Origin of the sequence: Streptomyces sp. NPDC090022 (assembly GCF_044748145.1) — a bacterium.
In the GTDB taxonomy this organism is placed as follows: domain Bacteria; phylum Actinomycetota; class Actinomycetes; order Streptomycetales; family Streptomycetaceae; genus Streptomyces.
This window is the reverse complement of sequence record NZ_JBIVFN010000035.1, coordinates 11,963-35,202: the sequence shown is the minus strand read 5'-3', so window position 1 is coordinate 35,202 and position 23,240 is coordinate 11,963. Positions and strand designations below refer to the sequence as shown.

The 23,240-nt window shown below is 72.8% G+C and carries 16 protein-coding genes and 1 pseudogene; 6 read left to right on the top strand and 11 right to left on the bottom strand.

The window, feature by feature from the left end; translation table 11 throughout:
- Positions 1 to 4: 4 nt before the first annotated feature.
- The 3 genes and pseudogenes from ACIPXB_RS34670 to ACIPXB_RS34660 form a co-directional block, all read right to left on the bottom strand.
- Positions 5 to 1,531: pseudogene (locus ACIPXB_RS34670) on the bottom strand (cbb3-type cytochrome c oxidase subunit I); the annotation flags it as partial.
- Between the two features lie 477 nt (positions 1,532 to 2,008).
- Positions 2,009 to 3,103, bottom strand: a complete 1,095-nt coding sequence (locus ACIPXB_RS34665) for a phosphatase PAP2 family protein (protein WP_401456566.1) — start codon at positions 3,101 to 3,103, stop codon at positions 2,009 to 2,011.
- A 249-nt stretch (positions 3,104 to 3,352) separates the two neighbouring features.
- Entirely contained in the window at positions 3,353 to 4,537 is a 1,185-nt protein-coding gene (locus ACIPXB_RS34660) for a hypothetical protein (protein WP_401456564.1), read from the bottom strand.
- A gap of 275 nt (positions 4,538 to 4,812) precedes the next feature.
- Between ACIPXB_RS34660 and ACIPXB_RS34655 the strand changes: the two genes are divergently transcribed.
- Together ACIPXB_RS34655 and ACIPXB_RS34650 are read left to right on the top strand one after the other, a co-directional pair.
- The gene (locus ACIPXB_RS34655) at positions 4,813 to 6,513 is read left to right on the top strand and encodes an MFS transporter (protein ID WP_401456562.1); all 1,701 of its coding nucleotides are present in this window, start codon (positions 4,813 to 4,815) and stop codon (positions 6,511 to 6,513) included.
- 251 nt (positions 6,514 to 6,764) lie between these two features.
- On the top strand, positions 6,765 to 7,931 hold the full coding sequence (locus tag ACIPXB_RS34650) for an acyl-CoA dehydrogenase family protein (RefSeq protein ID WP_401456561.1): 1,167 nt from the start codon (positions 6,765 to 6,767) through the stop codon (positions 7,929 to 7,931).
- 9 nt (positions 7,932 to 7,940) lie between these two features.
- Here the strand turns inward: ACIPXB_RS34650 and ACIPXB_RS34645 are convergent, their stop codons facing one another.
- On the bottom strand, positions 7,941 to 8,387 hold the full coding sequence (locus ACIPXB_RS34645; RefSeq protein ID WP_401456559.1) for a cell division protein SepF: 447 nt from the start codon (positions 8,385 to 8,387) through the stop codon (positions 7,941 to 7,943).
- A gap of 286 nt (positions 8,388 to 8,673) precedes the next feature.
- Between ACIPXB_RS34645 and ACIPXB_RS34640 the strand changes: the two genes are divergently transcribed.
- The 4 genes from ACIPXB_RS34640 to ACIPXB_RS34625 all read left to right on the top strand — a co-directional run bounded on the left by ACIPXB_RS34640 (position 8,674) and on the right by ACIPXB_RS34625 (position 12,453).
- Positions 8,674 to 9,927, top strand: coding sequence for a DUF5685 family protein (locus tag ACIPXB_RS34640; RefSeq protein ID WP_401456558.1), 1,254 nt, complete (start codon positions 8,674 to 8,676; stop codon positions 9,925 to 9,927).
- A gap of 90 nt (positions 9,928 to 10,017) precedes the next feature.
- Entirely contained in the window at positions 10,018 to 10,839 is an 822-nt protein-coding gene (locus ACIPXB_RS34635) for a DUF1684 domain-containing protein (protein WP_401456556.1), read from the top strand.
- 134 nt (positions 10,840 to 10,973) lie between these two features.
- On the top strand, positions 10,974 to 11,858 hold the full coding sequence (locus tag ACIPXB_RS34630; protein ID WP_401456554.1) for a S1 family peptidase: 885 nt from the start codon (positions 10,974 to 10,976) through the stop codon (positions 11,856 to 11,858).
- A 115-nt stretch (positions 11,859 to 11,973) separates the two neighbouring features.
- The gene (locus tag ACIPXB_RS34625; protein ID WP_401456552.1) at positions 11,974 to 12,453 is read left to right on the top strand and encodes a hypothetical protein; all 480 of its coding nucleotides are present in this window, start codon (positions 11,974 to 11,976) and stop codon (positions 12,451 to 12,453) included.
- A gap of 40 nt (positions 12,454 to 12,493) precedes the next feature.
- On the opposite strand, the gene ACIPXB_RS34620 is transcribed toward ACIPXB_RS34625, so the two are convergent.
- The 7 genes from ACIPXB_RS34620 to ACIPXB_RS34590 all read right to left on the bottom strand — a co-directional run bounded on the left by ACIPXB_RS34620 (position 12,494) and on the right by ACIPXB_RS34590 (position 23,220).
- Complete coding sequence (locus ACIPXB_RS34620; protein WP_401456550.1) at positions 12,494 to 13,390, bottom strand: DUF4231 domain-containing protein; 897 nt, start codon at positions 13,388 to 13,390, stop codon at positions 12,494 to 12,496.
- 111 nt (positions 13,391 to 13,501) lie between these two features.
- Positions 13,502 to 17,470: an FxSxx-COOH system tetratricopeptide repeat protein gene (gene fxsT, locus ACIPXB_RS34615; protein ID WP_401456549.1), complete on the bottom strand. Its 3,969-nt coding sequence runs from the start codon at positions 17,468 to 17,470 to the stop codon at positions 13,502 to 13,504.
- Entirely contained in the window at positions 17,467 to 18,831 is a 1,365-nt protein-coding gene (locus tag ACIPXB_RS34610) for a TIR-like protein FxsC (protein ID WP_401456625.1), read from the bottom strand. Before ACIPXB_RS34610 ends, fxsT begins: the two co-directional genes overlap by 4 nt.
- A gap of 43 nt (positions 18,832 to 18,874) precedes the next feature.
- Positions 18,875 to 19,630 (bottom strand): aminoglycoside N(3)-acetyltransferase, encoded by a 756-nt coding sequence (locus tag ACIPXB_RS34605; protein WP_401456548.1) that lies wholly within the window; start codon positions 19,628 to 19,630, stop codon positions 18,875 to 18,877.
- A 50-nt stretch (positions 19,631 to 19,680) separates the two neighbouring features.
- A complete protein-coding gene (gene fxsBH, locus ACIPXB_RS34600) occupies positions 19,681 to 21,933 on the bottom strand; it encodes a radical SAM/SPASM protein FxsBH, inactivated beta-hydroxylase extension form (protein WP_401456547.1) in 2,253 nt (750 codons plus the stop codon).
- Positions 21,934 to 21,962: 29 nt separating this feature from the next.
- Entirely contained in the window at positions 21,963 to 22,127 is a 165-nt protein-coding gene (gene fxsA / locus ACIPXB_RS34595; protein WP_401456545.1) for an FxSxx-COOH cyclophane-containing RiPP peptide, read from the bottom strand.
- A gap of 160 nt (positions 22,128 to 22,287) precedes the next feature.
- Positions 22,288 to 23,220, bottom strand: a complete 933-nt coding sequence (locus ACIPXB_RS34590; protein WP_401456543.1) for an alpha/beta fold hydrolase — start codon at positions 23,218 to 23,220, stop codon at positions 22,288 to 22,290.
- Between the last annotated feature and the right edge of the window lie 20 nt (positions 23,221 to 23,240).

The following is a 23,240-nucleotide window of genomic DNA, read 5'->3' as shown; positions in this document are numbered from 1 at the left end:
AGCGGCCGTAGCCCCAGGGGTCGTCGACCTCGACCCTGGGGGCGTACTTCGCGGTCTTCCAGACGTTGTAGACGAACGGCAGCGTGGAGAGCCCCAGCAGGAAGGAGCCGATGGTGGACACGGCGTTGAGCGTGGTGAAGCCGTCGGCGGCCAGGTAGTCGGCGTAGCGGCGCGGCATGCCTTCCGCGCCCAGCCAGTGCTGCACCAGGAACGTGGTGTGGAAGCCGACGAAGAGGGTCCAGAACTGGATCCTGCCCAGGCGCTCGTCGAGCAGCTTGCCGGTGAACTTCGGCCACCAGAAGTAGAAGCCGGCGAAGGTCGCGAAGACGACGGTGCCGAAGACGACGTAGTGGAAGTGGGCGACCACGAAGTAGGAGTCGGTGACGTGGAAGTCCATCGGCGGTGACGCCAGGATCACCCCGGTCAGCCCGCCCAGCAGGAAGCTGACCAGGAAGCCGACGGCCCACAGCATGGGCGTCTCGAAGGACAGCGAGCCGCCCAGCATGGTGCCGGCCCAGTTGAAGAACTTCACGCCCGTCGGTACCGCGATCAGGAAGGACAGGAAGGAGAAGAAGGGCAGCAGGACGGCGCCGGTGGCGAACATGTGGTGCGCCCAGACGACCACCGAGAGCCCGGTGATGGCCATGGTCGCGCCGATCAGCGTGAGGTAGCCGAAGACGGGCTTGCGCGAGAAGACCGGCAGGATCTCGGTGATGATCCCGAAGAACGGCAGCGCGATGATGTAGACCTCCGGGTGCCCGAAGAACCAGAAGAGGTGCTGCCACAGCAGGGCGCCGCCGTTCTGGGGCTGGAAGACCACCGAGCCGAACCGCCGGTCCGACTCCAAGGTGAGCAGGGCCGCGGCCAGCACCGGGAAGGCGAACAGGATCAGGATCGACGTGAACAGTACGTTCCACGTGAAGATGGGCAGCCGGAACATCGTCATCCCCGGCGCGCGCAGGCCGACGATGGTGACGATGAAGTTCACGGCGCCCAGGATGGTCCCGAACCCGGCCAGCGCCAGCCCCATGATCCACATGTCGGCGCCGATCCCGGGGCTGCGCTCCAGGCTGTTGAGCGGGGCATAGGCGAACCAGCCGAAGTCCGCCGGACCCTGTGGGGTGAGCAGCGAGCCGATCACGATCAGGCCGCCGAAGAGGAAGAACCAGTACGACAGCATGTTCAGACGGGGGAACGCCACGTCGGGCGAGCCGATCTGGAGCGGCATGATCTCGTTGGCGAAGCCGGCGAAGGTCGGCGTCGCGAAGAGCAGCAGCATGATCGTGCCGTGCAGGGTGAAGGCCTGGTTGAACTGTTCGGCGGAGACGATCTGGAGGCCCGGTTCGGCCAGCTCGGCACGCATCACCAGGGCCATGACGCCGGCGGCCAGGAAGAAGAGGAACGAGGTCACCAGGTAGAGGTGGCCGATCTTCTTGTGGTCGGTCGTGGTCAGCCAGTCCACGACGACCCGGCCCGGTCGCCGGGCGGCTGCCGGCGGCCCGGAGAGGGCCGGTGCGGCTTCGGTTCCCATGGCCATGGTCCCCTCGCTGAGGCTGCGTCGAACTCGCCACGATGCTCGCAGGGCGGTGCCCGGGAGCGTGCGCGGACGCGCCAGTGAAGAAAGGATGAGGGACTTGTGTGCCCGGCCGCAGCTCCCCGCCATGGGCCGCCGGCACCGATCGGCAGAGGGCGCCGGCCTAAATCGGCGGCCCCGAATCAGGGGCGCTCCGGGCGGAATTCGGAAGGCGTTCTCCGCCGGGCGTGTCGAGGCCCGGAAAAGAATTGCCGACGCGCCCGGAACTGGCGGGCGCGTCGAAGTCTGACGGTGAAGCACTTGTCGACATTCCGTGACCCAAGCGTGACCCGGCTCGGAGGAACGGCTGGGCGCGGAGCTGACGCATCCGTACGAAAAGACGGCCGCGGGCCGGGTGGTGACCCGGCCCGCGGCCGCGATACGAGGGGTGCCGCCGGGGCCGGTGGTGCGTACCGCCCCGACGGAAGGAGGGCCTCAGCCGCCGGTGACCGGGCGGGCCGAGGGGGTCCGGCCGGCGCGTTCGGTGTGCGCCGGGCGGCGGCTGCCGGCCGGCGTCACCGGAGTGCGCTCGGAGCGGAGGACGTGCGGCCGCAGGTGGGTGACCGGACGGGAACCGGTGGCATGGCCGGGGACGGGGGCCGCACCGGCCTCGCCGCCCTCCTCGTGGCCGCCGCCCGCCGCCCGGTGGACCAGCACCTTGGCCTGCGCCGACAGCACCCTCGGCGCGGCGGTGGCGACGGACGCGGCCGACCCGGTCGAGGGGACCTGTGCCGCCACCGGCGCACCCGCCGGGGCCGGGGCGGAGCCGGCCCGCCGGCCGCGGACCATGTCGCGGACGTCGAAGATCCACGTCTCGGTGCGGGCGATCAGCGGCTCGAACCAGGGGAGCGCCAGCATGATCAGCAGGCCGGCGGACCAGCCGAGCAGCACGTCGCTGACCCAGTGGGTACCGAGGTAGACGGTGGTGGCGCCGACGCTCAGCGAGACGACGGCCGAGACCACCGACAGCACCCGCCGGGTGACCACGGTCGATGCCAGGTAGGCCAGGATTCCCCAGGTCACGACGGCGTTGGCGGTGTGGCCCGAAGGAAATATATCGCCGCCCGCGAAGAGCTCGGCGGAGCCGATCTGCGTCGCGTAGTGGGGGCCGAGCCGGCCGAGGCCGAGCTTGACGGAGCCGACGGTGACGTTCAGCAGGAGCAGGGCCACGCCCAGGGTGATCAGCGGGCGCAGGGTGTGCTGCCGCCAGGAGCGCCAGCCCAGCCACGCGGCCACCATGACCGCGGTGGGTCCGCGCTGGCCCAGGACCACGAGGTAGTCCAGGAAGGCGTGGAGTTGCGGCCACTGCTCGTAGGGCCGGAAGAACATGATCTGCCAGTCCAGCCGGACGAGCCAGGACGTGGTCAGGACGGCCACCACGATCGCCAGGTAGAAGGCGAGGGTGGAACTGAGGAGCACGACACGGTGCCGGCTCATCTGCGGCGTCTGCAGATGAGCCGGTCGTTGGGGTTCACGGTCCAGCCGGGCGAAGACCCGTTCCAGACGGGTGAACTTATGGTCGGTACGCACTCAATCGACGTTACCGCGCGCGAGTGGGCGGCCCAGGCGAATCGCGGGCTTTGTGATGACCATGTGATGTGGAGTGCGTCTCGTTCGGGGCTTTGTTCCGGTTAATCCGTGACGGCGTTCGAGTTATCTCGAAACGTGCCCGCAATTCGCCCTGTGCGCTTACCTCGTCATTATTTCGGGCGCTCAATTCCTTGCGGAAAAGCCGACTTGGAATGGAGCCTTCCGCCACGGGGGCCCGGAGCCGTCCGGCTACGGCGGTCCGGAGCCGTTCAGCCAGAAGGCGCCGTACGCCGCCGCGGCCAGCGCCGCCGCCCCCAGCGCGGCCCCCGCCCGCGCCGTCCGCCACCGGGCCAGCAGGGCGGCCACCGGCAGCAGCAGCGGGAAGGCGGGCAGCAGCAGCCGCGGCTTCGACCCGAAGTACCCCGACGCGCACAGTGCCAGCGCAACCACGATCCCGCAGTAGACGAGCAGCGCGGCCGGCTGGCGCTGCTTCACGCACAGCCGGTACAGCCACAGCACCAGGGCCACGCCGGCGATCAGCCCGATCCCGGCCGCGAACGCCGGCGAGGCCAGCTTGTCCCCGACGAACCGGGCGAAGGCCCAGCCCCCGTCGAAGCCGTTGCCCCAGCCGGCCTGCACGTCCAGGTACCCCAGCACACCCCGGCCGGTGCGCGCGCCCACCCACAGCACGTACGCCGCCGCCCCCAGCGGCGCCAGTAGCACGCCGGCCACCGTCCGCCAGGACCCCTCGCCGCGCCGCCACGCGAGCGCCGCCGCCACCCAGACCCCGGCCACGACGGCCGCCCCGACCGGCCGGGTCAGCCCCGCGCCCGCCGCCAGCAGGCCCGCCGTGAGCCACTGGCCGCGCAGGGCGCCGTACAGCGCCCAGGCGGCGAGCGCCGTGAACAGCGCCTCGCTGTACGCCATCGACTGCACGATGCCGACCGGCAGCGCCGCCCACGCCACCGCCGCGCACGTTCCGGCCCGGCGCCCGTACAGGAGATCGGCGACCGCGAAGATCCCCCAGGCCGCGGCGAGCGAGGCCAGCGCCGAGACCACCAGGCCCGCACTGCCGTACGACAGCCCCGTCACCGCCGCCACCGCCCGCTCCAGCCAGGGCAGCAGCGGGAAGAACGCCAGGTTGGAATGGACGTCCCCGTCGGGCAGCACGATCTCGTACCCGTACCCCTCGGCGGCGACCCGCGCGTACCAGAGCGAGTCCCAGCGGGCCGAGAGCAGGGTGTGGGGGCTGCTGCCCGCCGCCGCGGACCACACGGCGAGCACCGCGAGCCCCAGCAGCCGGACCGCCGCGAAACCCGCGAGGGCGGGCGCGGCCCGGCGCAGCGTCGGTCCGGCCGACGTCGGCGTCGGCGTCGGCCCGGCCGGCCGCGGCGCGGGCGCGGCCCGGCGAAAACCATGATCTTTCACAGGCATGATTATCGGTGGCGCCGCGGTGCCGGCCCGATGACCGGCGCCGGAGGAGAACCACGGGCCGTGAGCGGGCGTGTACGCGGGGGGAGGGCGAGTGGCGCATGCCACACACGGGCGGCCACCAGGGTGAGAGCTTGACCACGTGACCCATCACCGAACTCGCGTACGCTGACTTTTCACTCGCGTGTCGATGCCGGACCCCGTAACCGCGCCGCTCACCCGCGGCACGTCACCACGCTGGTCCGCCGCGTGCGAGGGATCACCTGGGAGGTACATGCATGTCGGGGACGAACCCGGGCGGCCACAACCGGACCCCTTCCCCCTGGCAGGCACGGGCGCGGCTGACCGCCGTCGCCGGCGGCACCAATCGCTGGCTCGTCCTGGCCGTCCTGTGCGTCAGCCTGGTCCTCGTCGCCCTCGACGCGACGATCCTGCACGTCGCCGTCCCCGCCGTCACCGAGGACCTGCGCCCCGGCGCGATCGAACTGCTGTGGATCGTCGACGCGTACCCGCTCGTCTGCGCCTCCCTCCTGATCCTCTTCGGCACGCTCGGCGACCGCGTCGGGCGCCGCCGCATCCTCCTCCTCGGTTACGGACTCTTCGGCGTCGCCTCCGCGATCGCCGCCTTCGCCGACAACGCCTCCGTGCTCATCGCCGCCCGCGCCCTCCTCGGCATCGGCGGCGCGATGATCATGCCGGCCACCCTGTCGATCCTGCGCCAGGTCTTCCCCGACCGGCGGGAGCGGGCGCTGGCCATCGGCATCTGGACCGCCGTGGCCGCCATCGGCGCGGCCAGCGGGCCGGTGCTCGGCGGCTTCCTCGTCCAGCACTACTGGTGGGGCTCGGTCTTCCTCATCAACATCCCGCTGATGGCGCTGATCCTGCCGGTCGGCCGCTGGCTGCTGCCGGAGTCGCGGGGCGCGTCGGACGGCCCGTGGGACGTGCTCGGCGCGCTGACCGCCGCCGCCGGCGTGCTCGGCGTCGTCCTCGGCGTCAAGCGGGCGGGCGCCGGCCAGAACCTGCTGGACCTCAAGGCGCTGGTGCCGCTGCTGCTCGGAGCGGCGCTGCTGGTGCTGTTCGTACGGCGCCAGAAGCGGCGGGCGCACCCGCTGATCGACATGCGGATGTTCTCGCGCGCCACCTTCACCACGTCGGTCGGCTGCATCGTGCTCGCCATGCTGGCGCTGGTCGGGCTGGAGCTGCTGGCCGTCCAGTACCTGCAACTGGTGCTGCACCTGAGCCCGCTGGAGACCGGCCTGCGGCTGCTGCCGCTCACGTTCGCCGCGATGGCGGCGGGGGCCACCGGTTCGTACACCCTGCACCGCGTCGGCCCGCGCACGATGGTGTCGCTCGGCTTCGTGCTGACCGCGCTGGCCGTGCTGCTGCTGACGCTGATGGGGCTGCACGACCGGCCGGTGCTGCTGACGGCCGGCTTCGTCCTGCTGGGCTTCGGGCTCCAGACGACGCTGTTCGCCGCGTACGAGTCGATGCTGAGCGAGGCTCCGGTGGAGGCGGCGGGCGGCGCCGCGGCCATCGGCGAGACGTCGTACCAGCTGGGCGCGGGGATGGGGATCGCGCTGCTCGGCAGCGTGATGAACGCGGCGTACGCGCCGGGGCTGGCGGACGTGGCCGGCGTGCCGGCCGATCAGGCGGCGGGCGCCGCGCACTCGCTCGGCGAGGCGTACGCGATCGCCGGGCACCTCGGCGGGGCGGCGGGTGACGCGCTGTACACGGCGGCGCGGACCTCGTTCGTGTACGGGCTGCACGTGACGCTGGTGGTCAGCGCGGGGCTGCTGTTGGCGGGGGCCGTGATGGCGTTGAAGCTGCCGAAGGCGATGGAGTGCGCGGCGGATGCGGACGGGGCGGACGCCCCGGGCCCCGGCCCGGGCCAGGCCCAGCCGAAGTCGCCGGTCGCCGGCCCGAAGATCCCGGCCCCGGCGAAGCCGGACCATGCCCCGGTCCCGGGCCGCCCGGCCTGACCCTTCCCCCGGGCGGGGCTTGCCGCTGCGCGGTGCCTTTTCCCCACCCCGCCCCTTCCCGAACCGGGGGCTCCGCCCCCGAGCCCCCGCGCCTCAAACGCCGGCGGGGCTGGATGGTTGCCCGGCGGGGCTGGAAGGTGCCCGGTGGGGCTGGACAGGGGAGGGGTGGACGTGGGGCGGTGGGGCGCATAGCGTCGGGGCGGCCGCCGCAACGGCCCCGCCCACCGCACCCCAGGTCGCCAGGAGTCCCCTTGTTCCTGCCCCACGATCCGCTCGGGATCGACGAGCTGCTCAGCCCCGAGGACCTCGCCGTCCGGGACACCGTCCGCGGCTGGGCCGCCGACCGGGTGCTGCCGCACATCGCCGAGTGGTACGAGAACGGCGAGCTGCCCGGGATCCGCGAGCTCGCGCGGGAGCTCGGCGCGCTCGGGGCGCTCGGCATGTCGCTGGAGGGGTACGGCTGCGCCGGGGCCTCCGCCGTCCAGTACGGGCTCGCCTGCCTGGAGCTGGAGGCCGCCGACTCCGGGATCCGCTCCCTGGTGTCCGTGCAGGGGTCCCTCGCCATGTACGCCATCCACCGCTACGGCTCCGAGGAGCAGAAGCAGCGCTGGCTGCCCGGCATGGCCGCCGGTGAACTCATCGGCTGCTTCGGGCTGACCGAGCCCGACGTCGGCTCCGACCCCGCCGCCATGCGCACCTACGCCAAGCGCGACGGCACCGACTGGGTGCTGAACGGCCGCAAGATGTGGATCACCAACGGCAGTGTCGCCGCCGTGGCCGTCGTCTGGGCGCAGACCGACGAGGGGATCCGCGGGTTCGCCGTCCCCACGGACACGCCCGGCTTCACCGCCCCCGAGATCAAGCACAAGTGGTCGCTGCGGGCGTCCGTCACCAGCGAGCTCGTCATGGACGACGTACGGCTGCCCGCCGACGCGGTGCTTGCGGGAGTCACCGGGCTCAAGGGCCCGCTCAGCTGTCTCAGCCACGCCCGGTACGGGATCGTCTGGGGCTCCATGGGCGCGGCACGCGCGAGTTTCGAGGCCGCGCTCGACTACGCGAGGACGCGGGAGCAGTTCGGTCGGCCGATCGGTGGCTTCCAGCTCACCCAGGCCAAGCTCGCCGACATGGCGCTGGAACTGCACAAGGGCATCCTGCTCGCCCACCACCTGGGCCGCCGTATGGACGCCGGTACCCTGCGGCCGGAGCAGATCAGCTTCGGCAAGCTCAACAACGTCCGTGAGGCGATCGAGATCTGCCGGACCGCGCGTACGATCCTCGGCGCGAACGGGATCTCGCTGGAGTACCCCGTCATGCGGCACGCGACCAACCTGGAGTCGGTGCTGACCTACGAGGGCACCGTCGAGATGCACCAGCTGGTGCTGGGCAAGGCGCTCACCGGGCTCGACGCCTTCCGGTGAGTGCCTCGCTCAGCTCTGGTTGAAGAAGCCGTCCGCCGGGCGCCCGCCCGGTTCGCCGTTGACGATCTGGGTGTCGGCCGGGGTCAGCAGGAAGACCCTGGTCGCCACCCGCTCGATCGAGCCCCGCAGGCCGAAGGTCAGGCCGGCCGCGAAGTCGACCACGCGCTTGGCGTCGGCCGGGTCCATCGAGGACAGGTTGACGATGACGGGCACGCCCTCGCGGAACAGTTCGCCGATGCCGCGCGCGTCCCGGAAGCCGTCCGGCGTGACCGTCGCGATGCGCCGGCCCTGCTCGACGGCCGAGTCGGAGGCCACCTTCACCCGCGGGTCGGTGACCCACTGGTCGCCGGAGTGCGGACCCTGCGGTGCCTCCGCGTAGTCGTCGTCGTAGTAACGCTCGTCGTCGCTGTCCTCCACGAGACCAAGCCACGCACTCGCCTTGCGCACCGAACCCATGGACGCCTCCTTTCACCGCGGTCTGTCGTTCTTCTTCTCTCCGCGTCCCTATGGTCGTCCATGATGCTGACAACGCGCCAAGTGGATAGCCGCCGCGCAGGGGTTTCGTGACGGTACTGGTGCAGAACATCCGTTGCACGCTCAAGGTTCCTGGCAGCTCACACTGCTGACTGAGTGAAAATACGACCACTGCCTCCGTCCGGGTGGCCACGGCGGACGTACGGGTGACGGATCAGGGTCGGTACGATGCCCCGCACGTACGCGCACCACACATCGGGGGAGCCAGTTGTTCGGCATCGTCAGACCTTGCACGCACCGGCTCGGGGACCGCTTGAAGACGGAGTGGATAGCCCATCTCTGCGGCCTCTGCCTGGCACTTCGCAAGGACCACGGCCAGTTCGCCCGCATCGTCACCAACTACGACGGCCTGCTCGCCTCCGTCCTGACGGAGGCTCAGTCGGGCCCGGCTCCCGGCGCGCGCCGTACGGCCGGGCCGTGTCCGCTGCGTGGCCTGCGCACCGCCGACGTGGCCAACGGCGAGGGCGCGCGGCTCGCCGCCGCCGTGTCGCTGGTGCTCGCCTCGGCGAAGCTGCGCGACCACGTCGCCGACCGCGACGGCGTGTTGGCGCGCAAGCCGCTGGCCGCCGCCGCCCGCAGCGTCGCCCGCGGCTGGGACCGGGCCGGCGCGCGGACCGGTGCCTCGCTCGGCTTCGACACCGCGGTGCTCGTCGACGCCGTCGACCGGCAGGCGGGCATCGAGTCGCTGGCCGGGCTCGGCACGCCGGTGCTCGTGGTCACCGAGCCGACCGAGACCGCGACCGCGGCGGCCTTCGCGCACACCGCGCACCTGGCCGGACGCCCCGGCAATGCCACCGCGCTCGCCGAGGCGGGCCGCTACTTCGGGCGGCTCGCGCACCTGCTGGATGCGGTCGAGGACCTCGCCGCCGACCGCGCGGCGGGCGCCTGGAACCCGCTGGACGCCACCGGCACCTCGCTGACCGAGGCCCGCCGGCTGTGCGACGACGCGCTGCACGGCATACGCCTGGCGCTGCGCGAGGTCGAGTTCGTGGACGCGGGGCTGGCGCACCGGCTGCTGGTGCACGAACTGCGCACCTCGGTCGACCGGGCCTTCGGCACGCGCGGCTGCGGCCACGCCGCCACCGCCTCGGCCGCCGGCCCGGGCCCGTACGGCCAGAACCCGTACGGCCAGGGTCCGTACGGCCAGCCCCCGCACGGCCAGAACCCGTACGGCCAGCCCCCGCACGGGCAGAATCCGTACGGCGGTCCGGGCGCGCCCGGTGGCCACGGCGATCACGGTGGCCACGGCGGATCCGGCGGTCACGGCGGCTACGGCGGCTCCGGCGGGCCCGAGCAGAAGCCGCGGCGCGGGCTGCTGGCCGGGTGCGTGGTGGCCGTCGGCCTCTTCTGCACCTGCCAGATCTGCTGCACCGAGTACGAGGGCCCGTGGTCGCGCAAGAAGCGGGACCCCTGGTGCGACGCCTGCGACTGCTGCGACGGCTGCTGCTGCCCCTGCGACTGACCCCCACTCAGCTCCACCAGTCCGCCCGCAGGTCCGTACGGCCTACTGCGCCCGCGCTCCGCGCGCGCGGGTGTGGAAGCCTTGTCCGGCATGAGCGATGACGCCTCGACAGCCTGGCAGCACTGGCACGAACACCGGGTGGAGACGGTGTCCGCGCCCTACGGGCCCCTCGCGCTGACCGGGGCCCACTGGCTCTCCGACTACCCGGAAGGTCGAATTCCGGCCGTTCCGGGTCACTGGCGCGCAGCACGGGGCGTACGGGGCGCGGACGCCGTCGTGCTCACGGCCGCCCCGCAGGACGGGATCACCCTCGACGGCGCGCCCCTGGCCGGCGAGGCCGTCCTGGACGCCGACGACGGGCCGCCCGCCCGGTCCCGGCTCGCGGCCGGGGCGCTGCACCTGGTGGTCATCCGCCGGGAAGGGGCCTGGGCGGTGCGCGTCTTCGACCCGGACGCCCCGGCGCGCTCCGGCTTCCTGGGGATCGAGGCCACTCCGTACGATCCGGCCTTCGTGCTGCCCGGCCGCTTCCGCCCCTACGGAGCGGACCGGACCGTACGGGTCGAGAACGCTGACGGGCACGTGCGCGGGCTCGGCCTCGGCGGCGAGCTGCACTTCGAGCACGACGGCGCCGGGCACATACTGCACGTGAGCGTCGACGACGGGGACGGCAGCCTGTGGGCCGTGTTCGCCGATGTCACCAGCACACTGACCAGCTACCGCTTCCGTTTCCTCAAGCCCGGCGCCCCCGCGGACGACGGCCGTGTCACGGTGGACTTCAACCGGGCCCTGCTGCCGCCCTGCGCCTTCGCCGACCACTTCATCTGCCCGTTCCCGCCGCCCGGCAACACGCTGCCCTTCGAGGTGGCGGCGGGCGAGCGGCGGCTGAAAGCCGCTCTTGCGACCCCTTTCTGACGCCACGACACTCCCCAGCAGCGCTTGTCAGGAGCACGGCCAATGCGTGTGCGCCGGGTCGTGCCCCCGACTGCGCCTCACCGGGCCCCACCCCCACGACACGGGGCCCTCGATCCCTCATGGGAGGACGAGAAGTGAGGATCAAGCGCATCACCCCCACCCGACTGTTGGCCGTCGCCGCCGGACTGGCCGCCGTCGCCGCACTCGCCGCGCCCACCGCCGCCACGGCGGACCCGCGCGACGGCGGACTCAGCGCCGACCGGCTGGCCGCCGTCGGGGCATCGGTCCTGCGCGCCGATGTCGCCGGAACCGCCTGGCACACCGACCCGGCCACCGGGACGCTGGTGGTCGCCGCCGACTCCACCGTCTCCGAGGCCGCCCTCGCCCGCATCCGCCGGGAGGCGGGCGCGGACGCCGGGGCGCTGCGCATCGAGCGCACCCCGGGCCGCCTCACCAAACTGATCTCGGGCGGCGACGCCATCTACGCCACGAGCTGGCGCTGCTCGCTCGGTTTCAACGTCCGCAGCGGCAGCACCTACTACGTCCTGACCGCCGGGCACTGCACCGACGGCGCCGGCACCTGGTGGACCAACTCCGCCCGTACCACCGCCATCGGCGCGACCGTCGGCTCCAGCTTCCCCAACAACGACTACGGGCTGGTCCGTTACGACAACACCTCCCTCGCCCACCCCGGCACCGTCGGCGGCCAGGACATCACCAGCGCCGTCAACGCCTCCGTCGGCATGTCCGTGACCCGCCGGGGCTCCACCACCGGCACCCACAGCGGCCAGGTCACCGGTCTGAACGCCACCGTCAACTACGGCGGCGGCGACATCGTCTACGGCATGATCCGCACCAATGTCTGCGCCGAACCCGGCGACAGCGGCGGCCCGCTCTACTCGGGCACCCGCGCCGTCGGCCTCACCTCCGGCGGCAGCGGCAACTGCAGCTCCGGCGGGACGACCTTCTTCCAGCCCGTCACCGAGGCGCTCAGCGCGTACGGAGTGAGCGTCTACTGAGCCCGGGGGCTCCGCCCGTCGGTCCCCGCGCGCCCCGTCCGCACCCCTGGACGTCCCCCCGCCTTCTGGGAGGATGTCCGGGGGTTGCGCGGTTGTCGACGGGGGAGGGGCGCGTATGAAGCGGATCGGCGTGACCGGGCACCGGATCATTCCGGACGAGGTGCGCGGCCATGTGGAGGACCGGCTGCGGGCCCTCCTGGCCGGCCACGAAGGCCCGCTGGAGGCCCTGTCCAGCCTCGCGGACGGCGCCGACCAGATGTTCGCGGCGATCGCCCTCGACTGCGGGGCCGACCTCACCGTGGTGATCCCCAGCGCCGACTACGAGGAGGCCTTCGAGGACGCCGCCTCGCTGGCCCGCTACCGCCGCCTGCGACGCCTGGCGACCCAGCAGATCCGCATGGACTTCGACCGCTCCACCGACGAGGCCTACTACGCGGCCGGCACGTTCATCGCCGACTCCTGCGACCGCCTGCTGGCCGTCTGGGACGGCCAGCCGGCCCGCGGCCACGGCGGCACCGCCGAGATCGTCGCCTACGCCCGCGACCGGGGCAAGCCGGTCACCGTCATCTGGCGCGAGGGCGTGCGACGGGACTGAACGGGGCGGGGCGCCGGGCCGGGGCACCCGCCCGGCCGGCTCAACTGCTGTGCCGCGCCAGCCAGTCCGTGTGCTGCGGCGAGACGTAGCGCTCGGTCTCGTACACCGCCGACGGCCATTGCGCCTGCGTGATCGTCGTCTGCATCACCACCATCATCGCCGCCAGGTCCTGCTCGATCAGGGTGTGCGCCTCGATCAGCGGATGGTGGCGGCGTACCTCGTTCCAGGCGATCCCGGCCGCGGCCGCAGCGCTCAGCAGGCCCGTCAGCCGCGCCCCGGGGCCCGTACCGAAGGTGCCCAGCAGCGCGAACAGCAGCGCCAGACAGGTCAGCAGCACGATCGACCACGACCACAGCGCGGTCGCCCGCCGCGACACCTCGGTGCGACGCCGGTACCAGGTGCGCTGCTCGATCAGCCGGTCCCGTACGTACGTCTCCCGCCGCACCTGGTACGTCAGCTCCCGCAGCCGTTCCATCGCCTCCGTGATCTCCGCGCCCGGCGGCACCTGACCGCTGCCGCGCGGGTCCGACCAGCCCATCTTGCGCAGCTCGTCCAGGCCCTTCTCCAGACGGGTGCGGTACACCTCCGCCGGGTCGGCCACATCGGTGCCGAACGGCGCCCCGTGCACCGCGTACCGCCACGCCAGCGACTTGATGAACTCCGCGGCGCTCCGGTTGAGCTGCCACTGCGGCCGGGCCCGCCGCCGGGTGGCCACGATCCCCACCCCCAGCACCCCCGCGTACGCCAGCGCGCTCAGCGCCCCGAACAGGTGCACCCCGCCGAGCTCCGGTGAGGCGGGCAGGGCCGCCGCGGCCGCCGCCGCCACGAGCAGCAGCAGCTGGGCGCGCGTGGCCCGGGTGGACTCCCGCTGCCGGGAGACCGCCGCCCGGTCGGTGTGGTGGAAGAGCGCCGGCAGGTCGTCGTTGCGAAAGGTCATGCTGTGCGTCACAGCGCCCCCCAGGTTGCCGATCGATCGGTTCGCCGGTGGTGCGGGCCCGGCAGGCCCGGCAGCCGCCCGGCCGCCGCGCCCGCACCACCGGCCGGCGGATCACACTGCCAGGGGCTCCAGGTCGCGGTGGACCCGGCGCTCGTCGCGGGCGAAGCGCGTGAGCCCGTGCTCCTCGCCCAGCAGCCGCGCCAGTTCGTGCACCACCTCGGAGCGCACCCGCGCGGCCTCCTCCTTGCGGCCCACCGCGTCCAGGCTGACCGCCATGTTCGAGGTCAACGCCAGGGTCTCCGGGTGGTGCGTGCCCAGCGCCTCGCGCAGCCGGGCCGCCGCCGCCCGCTCGACCTCCAGCGCGCCCCGCGGATCGCCGAGGTCGGCGAGCGCGTTGGCCAGGTTCAGGTGCGCGAAGATGGTGTGCGGGTGCATGTCGCCCAGCACGTCCTGCATCAGGCGGATCGTCTGGCGCAGCATCGGCTCGGCCGTCTCCGGCGCGCCCGTCCCCCAGTGGAAGACCGCCAGGTTGTTCAGCGCGGCCAGCGTGTACGGGTGCCGCTCGCCCGGCACCTTCATGTACTCGTCCACCACCTCCTGGGCCAGGTCCCGGGCCGCGGCCGTGTCCCCGGTCGCGTACAGGTCGGAGGCCATGTTCAGTTCACAGGCCAGCAGGTCCGGGTTGACCGAGGTGTACTTGGCCCGGTACCGGTTGCGGGTCGCCGTGGTCAGCCGCCGCGCGTCCTCCAGCTCGCCGGCCCGGCGCAGCGACACGGCGAGGTTCTTGGCCGCCGACAGCGTGCCCGGGAAGGCGCGGCCCAGCTGCCGCTTGTAGATCTCGTACGTACGGCTCAGCAGCTGCACCGAGTCGTCGTAGCGGCCGACCTCACGCAGGTCACGGGCCAGGTTCTGGGCCGAGGACAGGGTGTAGGGGTGCTCCGGGCCCAGCACCTCGGTGCGCCGGTCGAAGACCTCCTGGTCGATCTCGCGGGCCCGCGCGTACTGACCGACCATGCGCAGGTTCAGCGCCAGGTTGTTCGCGGCGGCCAGGGTGCGCGGATGCGCCTCGTGGAAGATCTGCCCGAACCCCTCGTGGGCGGCCGTCGCCAGCTCCATCGCCTCCCCGTACCGCCCCAGCGCGCCCAGGTCCATCGCCAGACCGCTGGTGGTCATGTACGTGTGCGGGTGCGAGGGGCCCAGCGCCGCCCGCTGCCGCTCCAGGGTGACCTCGTCCAGCTCCTTGGCCTCCACGAACCGCCCCTGCGAGCGCAGGATGTTGGACAGGTGGAAGCGCAGGTACAGGTACTGGAGGTCGTCGTTGCCGAGCATCTCCCGCCAGGACTCGCGCAGCTCCTCGCCCAGCTGGTACGCGGCCTTGAAGTCACCGCGCTTCCACAGGTAGCGCACCCGGTCGATCAGCAGCCGCCGGGTCTCCGGCTCCTTGCAGAACCGGGCCTCCGACGGGGTCAGGTGCGGCCAGATCGTGTTGAACCGCGGCCATGTCCCCGGGTTGTCGATCGGCTCGTCGTCGTCCGGCCGGGCCCCCGCCAGCACCCGGTGCACCGCGTGCCGCGCCTCGCGCTGCTCCTCCTCGGTCAGCTGCGCCCGGATCACCGCCTGCACCAGCCGGTGCACCTGGATGCTGTTGCCGACCTGGTCGACCTTGGCCAGCGCGAACCGGCCGATCTCCCGGATGACCCGGCCCAGCACCAGCTTCTCCTGCAACGAGGAGTCGTACGGCTTGAGCGCGTCGATCATCTCCTTGCTGTAGAGGAGGTTGGCGCTGATCGGCTCCGGGGCGAAGAAGGCGCACAGCTGGAGCAGCCGCACGGCCGCCGGCGAGCGGGACTGCAGCCGCTCTATCGACACGTTCCAGGTGGCCGCCACCGGCTCCGGGTAGCCCGCCGGCTGGTTCAGCGCCAGGACCCGCGCGGCCTGCTGGGCCAGCTGCTCCAGATACGCCGAGACGGGCGTCGCGGTCTCCGCGATCCAGGCGCCGGCCTGCTCGACCGCCAGCGGCAGGTCACCGACCGCGATCGCCACCTGCTCGGCGTCGTCCTTGGTCAGCCCCGGGGCGCGCCGCTGGAGGTGCTCCACCGACTCCTCGCGCAGGAACACGTCGACGGACAGCGCGTCGCCGTACTGCGACCAGCTCTGGTTGCGGGAGGTCACCAGCACGTGCCCGGGCCCGCCCGGCGGGAAGAACCGTTTCAGGGCCTCGGGGTCGTCGGCGTTGTCGAAGACCAGCAGCCAGCGCGCGGAGGGCACCCCGCGCCGCAGCAGGTCGATGGCCTCCTGGGAGGCGGCCGCCATGTCCTCGCCGGCCTGCGCCCCCAGCCGTACGGCGAGCTCCGCCAGGCCCGCGACCACGTCGTCGGTCTGCTCCGAGGAGATCCACCACACCAGGTCGTAGTCCGCCATGAAGCGGTGCACGTACTCCAGCGCCACCTGCGTCTTGCCGACCCCGCCGAGCCCGTACAGGGTCTGCGGCTGCGGCAGGACCACGGCCATGCCGCCGCCGAGCTGGTCGCGCATCCGCTCCAGCACGATCGACCGGCCGGTGAACCCGGGGTTGCGGGGCGGCGCGTTCCAGATCTTGGGCACGGTGCCCGGGAAGCGCGGCCCGGGCCCGGAGGTGCCCGCCACCGTGTCGGCCGGCGCCATGGGCCGCTCCACGGCCCGCAGCAGCGCCGCCGTCGCGTGCACCTCGTCGAGGCGGAACAGGTCCACGGGGTTGCGGTCGATGTACGGGGTGCTCAGCCGTACGTCGCCCACCCGCAGGGGTATGAGCTGGCGCCGCCCGCCGGTCGGGTCCTCGGCGGCGGCCCGCTCCCACACGTCCACGGCGCGCGCGGACTTCAGGTACGCGCTGGAGAGCAGCACCACGGTGCGGGCGGCGGTGTCGATGCCGAACCCGGCCCCGCCCAGCGTGTCGCCGGGCGCGGTGTGCGCCGGCCGCTCGGCGGAGACGTCCCGGGGCACCACGCGGAAGCCGGCCCGGGTGAGCACCGACTCGATCCAGTCGGCCCACATGCGGTTCTCGGCGACGTACGACAGGAAGAGGTCGGCGGGCAGCGCGGGGCGGCGGCGCGTGAAGGCGTCGCGGATGCGCAGCCGCACCTCCTCGTTGACGGAGGGCATGGCCGTGACCTCGCCGCCGCTGACCACCGTGGTCAGCCGCTCGAACGCGGAGAGCAGGGAGTTGGTCAGCCCCGCCTCGTCGCCGAAGGTCGCGAGCGTCTCCTCGTACGCGTAGTAGGGCCGGTACGGGATCTCCACCGCGCCCCAGTAGGAGGTGAGGTCGTCCCCGGCGAGCCCGCTGGGGAAGCGGTCGAACTTCAGGCGGGCCAGGGCCCGGCCCGCGTCCGCCTTCTCCTTCTCGCCCTCGTCGATGCGCATCGGGACGGGGTAGATCGTGATGCCGCGGTCGCCGAAGCGGTCGTCGATCTGGCGGGCGACGGCGGCGGCCCCGTCGATGGACTGGTCGGAGAGGGTGAAGCAGTCCACCAGGATGTCGGGCAGGTGCACGGTGCAGATGTCCGCGATGTCGGACAGGCCGGTGCGGCTGTCGATCAGGACGTAGTCGTAGTTGTGCTTCATGTCGTCGCGTAACGCGTCGAAGAAGTGCCCGCCGCCCAGGCGGTCGTAGAAGTTGTCCCAGTCGAAGGTGGACACGGTCGCCGAGTACTCGCGGTTCTGCCGGCCGGCCGAGACGAAGTCGAGGGTGCCGCCGTCGGGGAACTGCCAGCCCAGGGTCTCCGGGGTGAGGGAGACCGCGTGCGGCTGGATCCGCGCGTAGTCCTTGTGCCAGTCGTCGGCGCGCTGCACGGGGCTGGTCGCCGCCCACGCGTACTCGCTGATCAGGTCGATGACCCCGGTGGTCGCGCCGAGCGTGGAGGGGTCGAGGAAGGGGTGGAAGAACCGGTGCAGGCCGGGTGCCTCCAGGTCCCAGTCCACCGCCAGGACCCGCTTGCCGTTGGCGGCGAGGATCCAGGCGGTGTTGGCCAGCGCCATGGTCCGGCCGGTACCGCCCTTGTACGAGTAGAAAGTGACGATGCGTCCGTCACGACTGGCTGTCATTCGGCGTCCCCCGCATCGGTGGTCTGGTCGGCGTTCCCCGCGTCGGACGGGAACGGGACCGGCCGTGACGGGCCCGGACCGGTCATTCCCATCGGCCCGAGCAGCCGGGGCCGTTCGGTGTGCGCCCCGCCCGCCGGCGGGTACACCTGGGCGTGTCTGAGGAACTGCTGGGCGGCGGCCTCGACCACCTGCGGCAGGATCTGCCCGAGCGTCTCCATGTTGGCCACGCCGTTGGCGGCGGCCCGGCAGGCGGCCCGGCCCTGGCCCATCGTGACCGGCATGGTCTCCTCCAGCTGCTGCACCAACTCCCTCTCCTTCGCGCGGCTCTGGTGGTCGTAGCGGTTCCACGGCACCACCACGCTCACCCACGGCCGGGGCTCCTGGTCGAAGGCGGCCAGCCGCCGGCGCCGCTGCTCGTCGGCCACCGCCCAGCGGTCGACGATCAGGATCTCCGGGCGGGTGGGCGGCGACTTGCTGTCGAAGTGCCCGGCCTCGTCGTCGAAGGAGGCCATCGTCGTCCGGTAGTTCAGGGTGCGGACCAGCTCCTCGGCGAGGTGGGCCACGGGCCGCTGCGCGGCCGGGTGGTAGGGGTTCCAGTCCAGGGCGGAGTCCCCGTAGTACTCGGGGCTGCGGCCCTCGGGAAGGTCGTGCCGGGTGGCCGCGGCCACCGACACGTGCAGGGAACGGGCGGTGCCGCCCGGGACGGCGCCGCGCGGGCCGAACGCGCTGGGGACGCCCCGGTAGTCCAGGGGGCGGCTGGAGTCGAGGCGGACGGACTCGGCGACCCGGACGATGCGCTTGGCGAGCTCGTACACCGCCCGCTCGTACTGCTCGGCGTACCCGCGCAGCTTGATCAGGCCGTACAGGCCGTCGGTGACGTAGCGGTCCCCGAAGGTGTTGTGGTTGAACTGCAGCCGTTCGGCCGGGCCCGGCAGCTGCGCCGGCGGGACCGGCACCCACAGGGCGGGCACGATGGCCTCGGCGTTGGTGTTGTTGGCCGCGCCGTGCCGGATCGCCCGCTGGGCGAAGGCGAACCACTCCTTGCCGCACATCTCACTGGCGAAGTACCGCGGCGAGAACAGGGGGACGAAGACCCGGCAGGTGGCCAGTGCCGCGCCGAGCCGCTCCGACCAGCCCTCGCCGCTGCGTATCTCGCGGTCCATGAAACCGGCGTCGGACCCGGCCGGAAGATCGGTCAGCGCCATCACATGGCTGCAGAGATCACGGAAGAGCCGCTCGACCCACATGTCGGGGTCGGGCCCCCCGGCCCCGAATCTCGGCGTATGCGCATAGCTGAGAAAGAAGTACGGCTGCACTGATGCGGGCACACGACCCCCGTCCCGAAGATGCGAGAGAAACATCATTCCGGAGCTGCTTCACCACATCCCCTCATGGTTCAGTCAATCAGCGTCTGTTTTCGGTCATCCAGGCCAGGGCGTGGTCGACCGCGTCGGGCAGCGAGAACAGCATCGTCTCCGCCCTCCCACCGACCCCGTCCAGCCGCCCCCGGCGCACCAGGGAATCCGGGAAATCCTTGCCGATCCGCTCGAAATCACCGTCGTCGAGCGCGACGTCCTCGTATGCGGTCCACTGATCACCCCCCGGTAGGTTCACCACACACGCGTACATGCGCAAGGGGGGCTTGGGAATTCGGTACTCCGCGAGATGGAACGCCGTACAGGCGGAGAATCCCACATTGATCATGAGTACCTGGCCCCCCTCCCAGCACAGCGTCCCCAGCGGTGACTCCTCCCCCACATGGCAGGTCAGCCGATGATCGGCACAGATCCGTTCCGCATCCCGGCCGAGCGCCGCGAACGAGGTCTGCGGATGCGCGCTGCGCGCGGCCCCCGGCGCGGTGCGCACCGCCTCGGCGAACGCGCCCATGCCCTGGCTCGGGGTGCGGCGCGGGTCGAAGGCGGGCATCCGGTCGCGGAAGGCGCGCACCTCGTCCTCGTCCATGCCGCGGATCCGGGCCAGATGGGCGCTGGAGGTGGTCGAGTTCTCCGGGGTGAAGGCGGGCACGACGAGGGTGCCGCGCGGGCCGAGTACGCCGACCAGCGCGTCCCGCAGCGCCGTCGGGGACAGCCCGGTCCCGCCGAGCGCGGCGTGCACGAGCAGCCGCGCGCCGGGGCGCACCCCGGCCAGCCGCAGCTGCACGGCGAGCCCGAGCGCCCCGGGACCGCTCTCGCGTCGACGCACGCGTCGACTCACGCGTCGACCGCTTTCAGTTCCCACCGCAGCTCCTCCACCAGGCGTTTGCCGCTGCTGGTCAGTTCGGCCGCCCCGGACAGCCGGTCCAGGGCCCGGTGGATCCGGTCGGAGGCGGGCGCCCGGCCCGGCTCGGTGGCCCGGCGGTAGGCCTCGACCGCCACCCGCTCGTGGACGTCGGCCAGCAGCCGGGACACCGGCACCGGCCGTTCGCGCCAGGGCGAGGGGTGCTGCCAGGCGCCGTCCAGGGCGTACAGGTCGGCCACCTCCGTCAGCGCCCGCAGCCGGGCCCGGCGCCGGCCGGTCAGCAGGGCCAGCGCCGTCTCGCGCACCCCGGCGGCGTACGGCAGGCCCAGCGCTCCCGGCCCGTGCCGGCCCGCCTCGCCCCGGTCCCCGGCCCGCGGGCCGCCCGCCAGCGGGGTCAGGGTGGTCAGCCCGGCGGTCGCCGACCGGGCGAACTCGGGCACCGACCGGTGCAGCAGCGCCCAGGCCGCGCCGAGCCGCTCGCGCCACTCCGCGGCTTCACCGCTGCCCAGCCGCAGCCGGGGCGGGCGGGCGAAGCAGTTGCGGTGCGGGTCGAGGTCCTCCAGTGCCAGCGGGGCGGCGTCCGGTGCTGGGGCCCAGCCGCGCACCGGCTGCCACCGGGCGTCGCCGGCCGCCGTTCCGAAGCGGTGCTCGCGGCCGTCCTCGCGCACCGTGTAGCCCTCGCCGGTGGCGCGCAGGCCCGCCCGGCCGTCCGTACCGGGCTCGCGGGCCCGCAGCAGGCCCAGCGTCGGCAGGTACACCTCGCCGTCGCGGTAGCGGATCTCGGCCGGCAGCTCCAGGCCGCCGCGCAGCACCGCGGCCGCGGCCAGCGCGGCCAGCCGCCGGGCCGCACCCGGCCGGTCGGGGCGGCCGGCGGTCGCCCGGTCCAGCGCGGTGAGCACCCAGGTGCGGGTGTACGGATGGCCCAGGACGGCGTCGAGGGCGGCCTCGCCCGCCGCTCCCGCGCCCTCGACGGCGGTCAGCAGGGCCCACGCCCGGTCCCAGTCCGCGTCGCCGGCCAGGTCGGCGTGCAGCCGGGCGAGCAGGACCCGGGTCAAGTGGTCGTGGACGGCGCCCAGTTCACCGGTGTCCGTCAGCGCCGCCGCGGTCGCCTCGGCGGCCGTGCGGGCTTCGACGCCCTCGACGAGTTCCCGCAGGTCGGCGCAGTACACGGACGGGTTGTCGAAGCCGTTGGCGGCGCGGTAGCGGTGCGTGTAGAGGCCGCCGCCGCACGAGCGTACGACGGGGCAGCGGCGGCACGTGTCGCTGACCCCGGCCAGGCCCAGCTGCCGGGCGCGGACCCCCGGATGGGCCGCGACCTGGTCGAAGGAGTGCGTGAAGACGTCGAAGCCGGTGGCCGCGGCCCCGTCGTAGGCGGTCTTGAGGGAGTCGACCTGTTCGAGGGTGCCGTCCGTCTCGACCACCACGAGGTCGGTGGGCGCGAGCCCCAGCGACTCGGTCAGGCTCGGTCCGCCGCGCAGGGTGCTCAGCAGCGACTCGAAGAGCCGTACGGGGACCGGCCGGCCCAGCCGGTCCCAGTGGTCGAAGACGCGCAGCAGCCAGCGCGCGTACGCGTCGGGGGTGCCGTCGGGGCGGGCCGGGGGAGTCTCCCAGGTGGCGTGCGGCAGGAGGAAGTCCACGCGCGGCGGTTCGAGGGCGACCAGGGCGTCCAGGACGGCCACCGGGTCGTTGGCCACGTCCACGGTGCACAGCAGGCCCAGGTACAGGTGGCGGTAGCGCTCCGAACGGAGCAGGTCGACGGCGGCGAGGACCAGGGGGTGGCTGGTGCGGCCGTCCGCGAAGCGGCGGTGCCGGTCGTTGGCGGCGCGGTCGCCGTCGAGCGAGACCCCGACGCGGACGTGGAACTCGTCGAAGAGGTCGAGGTGACGGCGGCTCAGCTGGAGGCCGTTGGTGTGGATCCGCAGGTCCAGTGCGGCGGTGCCGGCCAGGGCCCGGGTGAACTCCTCGCACACCAGGCGGAGTCGGTCGGTGCCGGCCAGCAGGGGCTCACCGCCGTGGAGGATGACCGTGACGGACGGGAGCGCGTGGGCGCGGGCATGGTCGGCGAGCCGCGACGCGGTGTGGGAGACAGCCTCGGGGGAGATCACCTTCGGCCGGGCTCGCCAGCTCTGGTCTGCGTGTTCGTAGACGTAGCAATGATCACAGGCCAGATCGCACCTGCTGTGGACTTTCAGGACGATCTCGCGAAATGGGATCAGGCCGGTCATTCCACCAGTCTAGAGCGCTTGCTCCGGGCTCAGAGAGCAGAGTTGAAGATGGGTGTCTGAACCGTGCGACCGGATTCCGTCGGCAGGACGCGGCCGAGGGCGGCGGTGGCGGCGGCGCTGCGGACGTCGATCTCCGCGAGCGGGACCCGGCGGGTCTTGTCCGTGCCGGTCGGAGGGGTTGCGGAAGTGTTCACGACACCGTCCTTGGAGAGGCCATGTGAATGGTTGGAATGGGCATGGAAAATGACAAGAGCGAGTCCGCTGGTGTCAGCGTGGACTTTACCTGTCTGCGCCCTATTGGCAACCGAGACATGACGCCGGGTCAAGCGTTCTATCGAAAGCGTGACGGATTAGTCAGGTCGCATTCCGTGAGGGTTCACCGAGGGGGCCGGAGAAGGGGTTCGGCAGGGGGTCGACGGGGGTTTCGCGCAGCAGCCAGGTGAGGACCTCGGGGAGCGCGCGGAAGGCGGCGAAGTGGGCCGCCTGCGGGTCGATGGTGGTGGTCGCGTCCGGGATCCGCCGGGCCAGCCAGCGGGAATGCCCCACGGGCGAGAACACGTCCTGCTCGCCGTGCCAGATCAGCACCGGGCAGCGGATGTCGGCGGGGTCGAACCCCCAGGGCCGGGAGAAGGCCAGGACGTCGTCGATCCAGCCGTACGCGGAGGTGCGCAGGCCCTCGCGGTAGTTGCGCAGCAGCATGGTGCGCAGCCCGCTGTCCGAGACGATCATCCGGTCGTTCTCTGTGAGCTCCCGGCGCAGTTCGTCCAGCAGCTGCGCGGGGTTGCGGCGGATGCCGTCGGCCCGCGGGATCAGCCGGGCGGCCAGCTCCTCGGGATCGGCCGAAGCGGTGGTGTACTCGCGCACGTTGGAGGCGCCCATGCCCTCGAACCAGTCCAGGTCCTCCGCGTCCCGCGGGGCCAGCGCCACCAGGACGGCGGTCCGCGTGACCCGGTCGGGCAGCAGCGCCGCGCAGGCCAGGGCCCCCGGGGCGCCGCCGGACCGGCCGGCGACCGCGAAGGTGTCCAGCCCCAGGGCGTCGGCGATCGCGGCCACGTCGGCGGCGACGTCGGCGACGGTACGGCCCTGGTGGCGGTCGGAGCCGCCGTAGCCGGGCCGGTCGTAGGCGATGAGCTGCATCCGGCGGTGGTAGAGGACCATGCCCCGGGGGGCCGGTCCCAGACGGCTGCCGGGCATGCCGTGGAGCAGGAAGACCGGCTTGCCACGGGGGTCGCCGAACCGCTCCACCATCAGATGCCGCCCGTCGGCCACGCGCACCCGATCGCGCACGCGTTCCCTCCCTCACGGTC